Source organism: Mesorhizobium ciceri biovar biserrulae WSM1271 (genome assembly GCF_000185905.1).
GTDB classification, from domain to species: domain Bacteria; phylum Pseudomonadota; class Alphaproteobacteria; order Rhizobiales; family Rhizobiaceae; genus Mesorhizobium; species Mesorhizobium ciceri.
Genome location: NC_014923.1, coordinates 3,793,774 through 3,804,501 on the forward strand (window position 1 = coordinate 3,793,774; position 10,728 = coordinate 3,804,501).

General features: G+C 61.1%; 10 protein-coding genes. All 10 read left to right on the forward strand.

Translation table 11 applies throughout. The features are described from left to right. Positions 1–84: 84 nt before the first annotated feature. Positions 85–1,425: a preprotein translocase subunit SecY gene (gene secY, locus MESCI_RS18380; protein ID WP_013531435.1), complete on the forward strand. Its 1,341-nt coding sequence runs from the start codon at positions 85–87 to the stop codon at positions 1,423–1,425. Further along, positions 1,422–2,018: an adenylate kinase gene (locus MESCI_RS18385; RefSeq protein WP_013531436.1), complete on the forward strand. Its 597-nt coding sequence runs from the start codon at positions 1,422–1,424 to the stop codon at positions 2,016–2,018. The genes secY and MESCI_RS18385 overlap by 4 nt, the downstream gene beginning before the upstream one ends. A 210-nt stretch (positions 2,019–2,228) precedes the next feature. Further along, a complete protein-coding gene (gene rpsM, locus MESCI_RS18390; RefSeq protein ID WP_013531437.1) occupies positions 2,229–2,597 on the forward strand; it encodes a 30S ribosomal protein S13 in 369 nt (122 codons plus the stop codon). Positions 2,598–2,759: 162 nt separating this feature from the next. Then, on the forward strand, positions 2,760–3,149 hold the full coding sequence (rpsK, locus tag MESCI_RS18395; RefSeq protein WP_006205444.1) for a 30S ribosomal protein S11: 390 nt from the start codon (positions 2,760–2,762) through the stop codon (positions 3,147–3,149). Positions 3,150–3,251: 102 nt separating this feature from the next. Then, on the forward strand, positions 3,252–4,262 hold the full coding sequence (locus MESCI_RS18400; RefSeq protein ID WP_013531438.1) for a DNA-directed RNA polymerase subunit alpha: 1,011 nt from the start codon (positions 3,252–3,254) through the stop codon (positions 4,260–4,262). A gap of 104 nt (positions 4,263–4,366) precedes the next feature. Then, positions 4,367–4,798, forward strand: coding sequence for a 50S ribosomal protein L17 (gene rplQ, locus MESCI_RS18405; protein ID WP_013531439.1), 432 nt, complete (start codon positions 4,367–4,369; stop codon positions 4,796–4,798). A gap of 199 nt (positions 4,799–4,997) precedes the next feature. Further along, a complete protein-coding gene (locus MESCI_RS18410) occupies positions 4,998–6,485 on the forward strand; it encodes a DegQ family serine endoprotease (protein ID WP_013531440.1) in 1,488 nt (495 codons plus the stop codon). A 48-nt stretch (positions 6,486–6,533) separates the two neighbouring features. Further along, positions 6,534–7,841: a replication-associated recombination protein A gene (locus MESCI_RS18415; RefSeq protein ID WP_013531441.1), complete on the forward strand. Its 1,308-nt coding sequence runs from the start codon at positions 6,534–6,536 to the stop codon at positions 7,839–7,841. 171 nt (positions 7,842–8,012) lie between these two features. Then, positions 8,013–8,843, forward strand: coding sequence for an aspartyl/asparaginyl beta-hydroxylase domain-containing protein (locus MESCI_RS18420; protein ID WP_164919926.1), 831 nt, complete (start codon positions 8,013–8,015; stop codon positions 8,841–8,843). Positions 8,844–9,013: 170 nt separating this feature from the next. Continuing rightward, positions 9,014–10,672: a hypothetical protein gene (locus MESCI_RS18425; protein WP_013531443.1), complete on the forward strand. Its 1,659-nt coding sequence runs from the start codon at positions 9,014–9,016 to the stop codon at positions 10,670–10,672. Positions 10,673–10,728: the final 56 nt, after the last annotated feature.

A 10,728-nucleotide genomic window follows, 5' to 3' on the forward strand; every position in this document is an offset into this window, starting at 1 on the left:
AGCCCGGAGCTTATCTCGTGAGCTTCGGTGAAACGCGCCGCCTGACCTCAGGGCCATCAAGCGTTACCAAGCGGAGAATCAGGCATGGCTTCGGCTGCTGAACAATTAGCCTCGAATCTGAATTTCTCGGCCTTCGCCAAGGCGGAGGATTTGAAGAAGCGCATCTGGTTCACGATCGGCGCGCTGCTGGTTTATCGCCTCGGCACCTACATCCCGCTTCCCGGTATCAATCCCGACGCCTTCGCCCAGGCCTTCTCTTCGCAGAGCAAGGGCGTGCTCGGCATGTTCAACATGTTCGCCGGCGGCGCCGTGCAGCGCATGGCGATCTTTGCGCTCGGCATCATGCCTTACATCTCCGCCTCCATCATCATGCAGCTGATGACCTCGGTCATCCCGTCATTGGAAGCGCTGAAGAAGGAAGGCGAACAGGGCCGCAAGGTCATCAACCAGTACACGCGCTACGGCACCGTGCTGCTTGCGCTGGTCCAGGCCTATGGCATTTCTGTCGGGCTGGAAGGCGGCAACGGCATCGTCAGTGACCCCGGCATGTTCTTCCGCATCTCGACCGTCGTCACGCTGGTCGGCGGCACCATGTTCCTGATGTGGCTGGGCGAGCAGATCACCGCCCGCGGCATCGGCAACGGTATTTCGCTGATCATCTTCTCCGGCATCGTCGCCGGCCTGCCGCACGCCATCTCCGGCACGCTGGAGCTTGGCCGCACCGGCGCGCTGTCGACCGGCCTGATCCTGGCGATCATCGTGCTGGCTATCGTCGTCATTGCGCTCATCGTGTTCTTCGAGCGCGCCCAGCGCCGTTTGCTGATCCAGTATCCGAAGCGCCAGGTCGGCAACCGGATGTTCCAGGGCGATACCTCGCACCTGCCGCTGAAGCTCAACACGTCGGGCGTCATTCCGCCGATCTTTGCCTCGTCGCTGCTTTTGCTGCCGGCCACCGTCGCCGGCTTCTCGCAGACGACGAACCTGCCGGCGTGGGCAAGCACCGTGCTCGCCTCGCTCGGCCACGGCCAGCCGCTCTACATGCTGTTTTATGCGGCGATGATCGTGTTCTTCGCCTTCTTCTACACCGCGATTGTCTTCAACCCGAAGGACACCGCCGACCAGCTCAAGAAGCATTCGGGCTTCATCCCGGGCTATCGTCCGGGCGAGCGCACCGCCGATTATATCGATTACGTTCTCACCCGCATCACCGTCGTCGGCGCCATCTATCTGGTGCTGGTGTGCCTGCTGCCGGAGTTCCTGATCTCGGCGACTGGCGTACCATTCTACCTTGGTGGCACATCGCTTCTGATCGTGGTCAGTGTCACGCTCGATACGGTTGCGCAGATTCAGGGTCACCTGATCGCGCACCAGTATGAAGGCCTGATCAAGAAGTCGAAGCTGCGCGGGGGGAAGAAAGCCAGATGAGGTTGATATTGCTTGGGCCGCCAGGAGCGGGCAAGGGGACGCAAGCACAAAGACTGGTAGAAAAACACGGCATACCCCAGCTCTCGACGGGCGACATGCTGCGTGCTGCCGTCCAGGCAGGCACCGAGGTTGGCAAGCGCGCCAAGGCGGTGATGGATGCCGGTGAACTGGTGTCCGACGCGATCGTCAACGCGATCGTCGCTGAGCGTATCGATCAGCCCGACTGCGCCAAGGGGTTCATCCTCGACGGCTATCCGCGGACCCTGGTGCAGGCGGATGCGGTCGAGCAGATGCTGTCGGATCGCTCCCAGGGGCTCGACGCCGTCATTGAACTCGTGGTCGACGACAAGGCCCTGGTTGGCCGGATCGTCAAACGCGCCGACGAGGCGCAGGCCGCCGGCCTTCCCGTTCGCAAGGACGACAATCCGACCGTGTTCGAAGAGCGCTTGAGGGAATACTACAAGAAGACGTCGCCGCTGATTGGCTACTACTATGCCAAGGGCAAGCTCCGCAGTGTCGACGGCATGGCCGATATCGACGCCGTGACGGAACAGATCGAAGCGGTGCTCAAGGACGCGGTGCGGGGAAATTAACGATTGCACTTGACGGAGGCGGTTCGCTGCGGTATGGCGGCCCGTCTTCCTATCAGGCATGAGCTTTGCTTGTCCGCAAGGGCAAGGCAGCCGCATTGAACTGGAAACTCCCGCATGGGCCGGCCTCCACCGGACGCGGGGCAACTTAAGACAGCGCCGAGCCTACCTTGTTTTTGAGGATTGGCCGGCCCACATGGAGAAGGGAAGAACATGGCTCGTATAGCCGGCGTCAACATTCCGACCAACAAGCGCGTTGTCATTGCGCTTCAGTACATTCACGGCATTGGCAAGCGGTTCGCCCAGGAGATCGTCGACAAGGTCGGCATCCCGGCCGAGCGCCGCGTCAACCAGCTGACCGACGCGGAAGTGCTGCAGATCCGCGAGACCATCGACCGCGATTACCAGGTTGAAGGCGACCTGCGCCGCGAAGTCTCGATGAACATCAAGCGGCTCATGGACCTCGGCTGCTACCGCGGCCTGCGTCACCGCCGCTCGCTGCCGGTCCGCGGCCAGCGCACGCATACCAATGCGCGCACCCGCAAGGGCCCGGCCAAGTCGATCGCCGGCAAGAAGAAGTAATTTTTTTAGGGGAATAAGGGAGTAGGGGAGTAAGGCAGTAGGGAATGCCCGCCAGTCGGGTCGCATTTTTCCCTACTCCCTTACTGCCCTATTCCCCTACTCCCTTACGAAGGTGGAGCCGCTGGCATTACGGCGGTGTAGAGATCAACTGAAAGGACTATCATGGCCAAGGAAGCCGCTCGTGTTCGCCGTCGCGAACGCAAGAATATCTCGTCGGGCGTTGCCCACGTCAATTCGACCTTCAACAACACGATGATCACCATCACCGATGCACAGGGCAATTCGATTGCCTGGTCGTCGGCCGGTGCCCAGGGCTTCAAGGGTTCGCGCAAGTCGACCCCGTTCGCTGCCCAGATGGCTGCCGAGGATGTTGCCAAGAAGGCCCAGGAACACGGCATGCGCATGCTCGAAGTCGAGGTCTGCGGACCCGGCTCCGGTCGTGAATCGGCACTGCGCGCCCTGCAGGCGGCCGGCTTCACCATCACCTCGATCCGTGATGTGACGCCGATCCCGCACAATGGCTGCCGCCCGCGCAAGAAGCGTCGCGTCTAAGCATTTACCGAACGCCGCGCGAGCGCCCTTGGGCGCTCCTCCGTGGCATTCCAGGTCGCCCGCCACGATTGGATGGTGGCGGGTCAACGGAAGGAAAGCATCATGATCCAGAAAAATTGGCAGGAACTGATCAAGCCGAACAAGATCGAGTTCTCGTCGAAGAAGAAGACGCTGACCACGCTGGTCGCCGAGCCTCTCGAGCGTGGCTTTGGCCTGACGCTGGGCAACGCGCTGCGCCGCGTGCTTCTGTCTTCGCTGCGCGGTGCGGCTGTTACCGCCGTGCAGATCGACGGCGTTCTACATGAATTCTCGTCCATCGCCGGTGTGCGCGAGGACGTGACCGACATCGTCTTGAATATCAAGGAAATCGCCATCCGCATGGAAGGCGATGGTCCCAAGCGCATGGTCGTTCGCAAGCAGGGACCGGGTGCGGTTCTTGCCGGCGACATCCAGACGGTTGGCGACGTCGAGATCCTCAACCCCGACCACGTCATCTGCACGCTGGACGAAGGCGCTGAAATCCGCATGGAATTCACCGTCGACACCGGCAAGGGTTACGTGCCGGCCGACCGCAACCGCGCCGAAGACGCGCCGATCGGCCTCATCCCGGTCGACAGCCTTTATTCGCCGGTCAAGAAGGTCTCCTACAAGGTCGAGAACACCCGCGAGGGCCAGGTTCTCGACTATGACAAGCTGACCATGACGATCGAGACCGACGGTTCGATCACCGGCGAGGACGCAGTGGCTTTCGCCGCCCGCATCCTGCAGGACCAGCTCGGCCTGTTCGTCAACTTCGACGAGCCGCAGAAGGAAGTCGCCGCCGAGGCCGTCACCGAGCTCGCCTTCAACCCGGCGCTGCTCAAGAAGGTCGACGAACTCGAGCTTTCGGTGCGTTCGGCCAACTGCCTGAAGAACGACAACATCGTCTATATCGGCGACCTGATCCAGAAGACCGAGGCCGAGATGCTGCGCACCCCGAACTTCGGCCGCAAGTCGCTGAACGAGATCAAGGAAGTCCTGGCGGCGATGGGCCTGCACCTCGGCATGGAAGTGCCGGACTGGCCGCCGGAAAACATCGAAGACCTCGCTAAGCGTTACGAAGACCAATATTGAGCATGAATTCCAAGGATCGGCGGCGTGGGCCGCTCGATCCGACGGTCATGCGGAAAACCATCAGAGGCCGCGGCCTCTTGAACAACTGAAGAAGGAAAAGAGCCATGCGCCACGGTTTCAAAGGCCGCCGCTTCGCCCGAAGCATTAGCCATCGCAAGTCGATGTTCGCCAACCTCGCCGTGTCGCTGCTCGAGCACGAGCAGATCGTCACAACCTTGCCGAAGGCGAAGGACCTGCGTCCGATCGTCGAGAAGCTGGTGACGCTCGGCAAGCGTGGCGACCTGCACGCCCGCCGCCAGGTCATTGCCCAGATCGGCAATGAAGGCGTCGTCAAGCGTCTGTTCGACACCATCGCGCCGCGCTACGCCAACCGCAATGGCGGCTATCTGCGCATCATGAAGGCGGGCTTCCGTCACGGTGACAACGCCGCCATGGCTGTCATCGAGTTCGTCGATCGCGACGTCTCGGCCAAGGGCGCCGGCGACCGCGCTCGCATCGAGGCCGAAAGCGCTGACGCGGACGCCGCAGCCGCATAAGGCTCGGTTTTCCCAAATGAGTTCAAAGGGGCCTGCGGGCCCCTTTTTGTTTTCTGAAAGCAGCAAACCGCGCCGGAATCCGATTTCCGGGCATGCCCCTGGGGTTTTGGCCCAAAATAGTCGGATTTCAGCGGCTTAGCCTTTCATTTTGCACAATCGTCGGGACAATGCCCCCGAACTTGCCTTGGAGGATTCGCGAATGCGCGCCAGAAGACTGCCCTTTGTTCTGCTTTTCGCCATCATGGCGTTTGCGGCCGCACCGGTGGTCAGGCAGGCATTGGCCGAGGAGACCAAGACCGATCCCGGCCTGTCAGATGTGCTGACCGACCTGCTGCATGGCGTCGAGGGCGAGAACGCGACGTCCGGTCCCGACAAGCGCGTGCCGTTCGGTCGCGAGGAGGTGCAGCTGTCGTTTGCGCCGCTGGTCAAGCAGACGGCGCCGGCGGTGGTCAATGTCTATGCCTCGCAGACCGCCAAGGTGACATCGCCTTTCGACGGCGATCCGTTCTTCGAGGAATTCTTCGGCCGCTCGCAGCCGCGTGCGCAGTCTTCGCTGGGCTCCGGCGTGCTGGTCGATCCGACTGGCGTCGTGGTCACCAATTACCACGTCATCAAGGATGCCGACCGGGTCAAGGTGGCGACCGCTGATGGGCGTGAGTTCGACAGCAAGGTGCTGCTCAAGGACGAGACTCTCGACCTTGCCGTGCTCAAGATCACCTCGGACAAGCCGTTTCCGGTCATTGCCATCGGCGATTCCGACGCGCTCGAGGTCGGCGACCTGCTGCTGGCCATAGGCAACCCCTTCGGCGTCGGCCAGACCACCACCAGCGGTATCGTCTCGGCACTGGCCCGCAGCCATATCGGCGTCTCCGATTCCAGCTTCTTCATCCAGACCGACGCCGCCATCAATCCCGGCAATTCCGGCGGCGCGCTGATCAACATGGGCGGCCAGCTGGTCGGCATCAACACGGCCATCTACAGCCGCAGCGGTGGTTCGATCGGCATCGGCTTCGCCATTCCCTCGAACATGGTTCGCGCCTTTGCCGACGCGGCCAAGGCCGGGCTCGACTTCTTCGAACGGCCCTATATCGGCGCCGAGTTCGAAGCGGTGACGCCGCAGATCGCAGAATCGCTCGGCATGGAGAAGCCGACCGGTGCGCTGGTCTCGTCGGTCGAGGCGACCGGACCGGCCGCCAAGGCAGGGCTCAAGCCTGGCGACGTGGTGCTGCAGCTCAACGGCAAGCCGGTCGAGAGCATCGAAGCGCTGGACTACCGGATGGCGACGCTGTCGATCGGCACCACCGCCAATTTCGCGGTTCTGACCAAGGGCCAGCAGGCGGCGATGGATATCGCGCTGGAGCGTGCTCCGGAAGGCATGAAGGCTGCCGAGGTGACGCTGCATGGCCGCAGCCCCTTTTCGGGCGCCAAGGTCGCGGAGCTGTCGCCCCGGCTCGCGCAGCGGCTTGGCCTGCGCACGGACATCAAGGGCGTCACCGTGGTCGACATCAACCGCGATTCACCGGCCGCCGATTTCGGCTTCCAGCCGGGCGACATCGTGCGCGAGGTGAACGGCACCACCATCGATACCGCAGCGACCCTGGAGCTGGCGGCCAAGACGGATACGCGCTGGTGGCGCTTTACGGTCGAGCGCGGCGGGCAGATACTGCGTCAGGTGTTGCGTTATTAGGGCTGGGTTCCGTGCATTCGGGCTCATGCTCCAACGAAAAAGAAGTGCATGGCCGATCTGTTCAGCGTCGATGAACCGGAAAAGAAGCCGCCTGGGCGGCCGCTGGCCGACAGGTTGCGGCCGAGGAACCTTGGCGAGGTCGTCGGCCAGGAGCATCTGACCGGGCCTGACGGCGCGCTGACCCGGTTGATCGGTTCCGGCTCGCTCGGCTCGATGATTTTCTGGGGGCCGCCCGGCACCGGCAAGACCACCGTGGCGCGGTTGCTCGCCGGTGAAACGAGTCTCGCCTTCGAGCAGATATCGGCTGTCTTTTCCGGCGTCGCCGACCTGAAAAAGGTGTTCGAATCAGCCAAATTGCGCCGTGCCAATGGCCGCCAGACCTTGTTGTTCGTCGACGAGATCCATCGCTTCAACCGTGCGCAGCAGGACAGTTTCCTCCCGGTCATGGAGGACGGGACAGTCGTGCTGGTTGGCGCTACGACCGAAAACCCGTCCTTCGAACTGAATGCCGCTTTGTTGTCACGCGCGCGCGTTCTGGTCTTCCATTCGCTTGGCGAGGAGAGCATCTCCAAGCTGATGGCGCGGGCGGAGGAGACCGAGGGCAGGGCGCTGCCGCTCGACGACGAGGCGCGGGCCATGCTCATCCGCATGAGCGATGGCGACGGCCGCGCCTCTCTTACCCTGGCGGAGGAAGTCTGGCGAGCAGCCAAGCCCGGCGAGGTCTTCGATCCCGAGGGTCTGCAGCGCATCGTCCAGCGCCGCGCGCCAATCTACGACAAGGGCCAGGACGGCCATTACAATCTGATCTCGGCGCTGCACAAATCGGTACGCGGTTCAGATCCTGACGCGGCTCTCTACTATCTCGCACGCATGTTCGATGCCGGCGAGGATCCGCTCTATCTAGGCCGCCGGCTGGTGCGCATGGCCATGGAAGACATCGGCCTTGCCGACCCGCAGGCGCTTGTCGTCGCCAATGCCGCCAAGGATGCCTACGACTATCTCGGCTCGCCCGAAGGCGAACTCGCCTTTGCCGAGGCCACCGTCTATCTTGCCACCGCGCCCAAATCCAACGCCGTCTACAACGCTTTCAAGGCCGCCACGCGGGCCGCCAAGGAACACGGCTCGCTGCTGCCGCCCAAGCACATCCTCAACGCGCCGACCAAGCTGATGAAAGAGGAGGATTACGGCGCGGGCTACCGCTACGACCATGACGAGCCGGATGCCTTTTCGGGGCAGGATTATTTTCCGGAGAAGATGGGTCGCCAGACCTTCTATGATCCGCCCGAGCGCGGCTTCGAGCGCGATATCAGGAAGCGGCTCGATTATTGGGCAAAGCTGCGCAAAGAGCGGGAATAGCCGGCTTGCGTGAGGCTATTGACCAGATCCAGAAGGCAGCCAGCCGGCCGCGGTAGCAGGGCCGTTGTGTGGTAACCCAAAAAACCTTATCAAGGCGCACGACCGGGCGGTGGCCATTGCCTTGATTTGGGCACCTCATTCGCAACAGGATCGCGCTTGGCGCGTGGAAAAATGACAAAAAATCTTCGCAAATCCCTTCGCAAATTCGCCATTGCCATCCCGCTTCTCGCCCTTGGCTTCTATTTCATCCCCATCCTGACGACGATCTTCATCGTCTGCGGCCTGATCGACGTGCTGCGCAACGACCGCAAGGATCTGTCGCTGTTCTCAGGCTATTTTCTCGGCAACGGCCTGTTCACCTGGCTGCTTTCGCCGTTCAACCTGCTGGTCGACCTCTTGTGCTACAGAAATCCTGGCGTGTGGAAGCTGGAGCAGTTTCCCGCCGACTATCAGCGCGAGGTCAACGAGGTCCTGGATATCTTCAAGGCGCGCAAGGATGAGATCATCGCCGATATCGATGCCAATTTCGGCGCCGGCCGGCGCGGCATGTATGTCTACCAGTGGTACGGCAAGCACAGGATCGACAACGTCGCCGAGTTCAACAAGGATTTCAAATACATCAAGACCATCGCCGTTTCCGTCTTCAGCAAGCGCGAATCGACGTCCTGGCATTTCGGCCCGCTGCGGCTCAGCTTGCGCATTCTCTACAATCTGATCCCGGTGAAGTCGGAGATTTTCGTCGAGTGCGGCAACGTCAAGAATTACTGGTACGAAAATCCGCTGTTCATCTTCGACGACACGCTGCTGCATCGCTCGGTCAACGAGTATGACGGCCGCCGCTACTGCGTGTTCATGGACATTATCAGGCCATCGCCGGTTCCCCGCCTCATCGCGGGTATGCTGGCCATCGTCTCGGTGAGCGTCGAGCGCATCAATTCCATGTTCTACAAGAACTGGAAAATGATCGGTTCGACCAAGCCGAAGAATGCCGGGACGACCTAAGCTTTGGAAAATCGGTGCTGCCGGCCCTGCCGGCAGCGTCTGGGTGCTCTGCATGTGAGACTTGGCCAATCCTTGTCGGCCGCTCATGCGCCGGAACGGATCCTGGCTGCATAAACGGTAGTCCGGGCTGGCTTTGATAGTTCTGCCTCTTCTCCTTCTGGCGGCCGCAAGTGACGAAGAACAAATCTCTCGGATTTTGGGCAACGACATATGTGTGTACCGCTCTGCTGGGAGTTGCTCTTGCTCTCATCTATGTAGGGCTTGAACAGCCTGTCTATTACTGGGACTTCGCTGCCTATTTCGACACGTTTAGCCGGCAGGGCACGCTCTTGGTTCAGAGCCCTCTCGAGTGGCTCAGCCATTTGAGGACCTCGATCGCCACCGACGACTACAGTGCGGCGATCCTGGTGCCGCTGATGCCGTTTCACATCATTTTTGGCGATTCGAGGTTTTCCTACATCGCCGGAATAGTCGCTGTTTACCTGGTTCCGACCGCTCTTCTCATCGGCAGAACAAGCTATCTGGAGGCGGCGACCGGGACGCTTTCATGCCGAAGCTGGCTCACCGTATGGATTGCGGCCTTTCTCTACACGCCCTTCTGGGCGGCGACGCTTCGTGGGTTGCCGGACATTGCCGGCTGTCTCGCGCTTTGCGCGGCAACCTATTTTCTCTGGAAATCGAGGTTCCTGACCCATGAACCGGTGATCAGCGGCATGCGTGTCGGCGTATGCCTGTGGTTGGCATTCGTGCTGCGCCGCTGGTATGCTTATCCCGTCATCGGGGTCGGAACTTCCGCGGCCTTCTTCTGTTTTCTGCAGGTCGCGAAAGACCGCGACGTCCCGGCACTCCGCAATGCCGCCGTCGGGGGCCTGTGTGTGATCCTCGTGGTTGTCGGAGCCGCGCTGACCTTCCAGCAACCCCTGGTCCTCAAGATACTGGGAACCAGCTATGGCGACCTTTACAGCGGATACAAGACAAGCTTCGTTTCACAGGTTGACCAGGTAGGATCGCGGCTCAGCTATGTGAACTGGCTGTTGATCGTATTTGGCGCTTACATCTCCATCATACGCCAAAACAGATTTTCCCTGTTCTGTGCCGTTGCTTCGGTACTTACCTTCTTCCTCTTCACCCGCATGCAGGACCCGGATCGCCACCATTCGGTGCCAATGTTTCTTTGGCTTTTTCCTGCCTACGCCCAGGCAATCGTTGCGATCGTTTCGATGCCGGCGCTGAGATCGCGATGGTCGACCGCCGCGATAGCCGTTGCCGCCGTGCTGGCGTTTTTCGGTACTTTTTTCCCGATTGGCCGCCAGGTGCTGTCACCGGTCAGCTACGTCTTTGCCAGGGAAGCCACGCTCCCGCTGCAACTCGACAATCTTCCAGAATACAGGCGCCTTATCGATGACCTTCTTGGAAAGATGGGACCTGGGGACCGGTTGTCGGTATTTGCGTCCAGCGGGATCATGAGCGACTCATTGCTCTATGAAATGGACAAGGACCTTTACCCCCGCATCGAGTGGGCTTGTCAGGTCGATAGTCGCGATCGGTTCAGACCGGCGGCGTTGAAGTCCAAATACGTTGTCGTGACCGATCCGCCCGTTACCCATCTGCAGCCGGGTGCGCAGCTCTGTGTCTCGATACCGGACCAATACATTGTCGAGGGCAAAGGCATCGGCGCTGCATACAGGCGCATCGCGGCGTACCAACTGTCCGGCGACGTCAAGGGCTACCTCTACGAACAGGTGCGCCCTATCGGCAAAACGGAGATCGATGACCTCTATAACGAGTTCAGGAAAAAATATCCGGGATGGGCAACGCCTGAGTGGTGACGAGCTCGGCTGATCCGTGCGGTTGCGCCCACAACGAGGGATTGACCGGGCAGCCC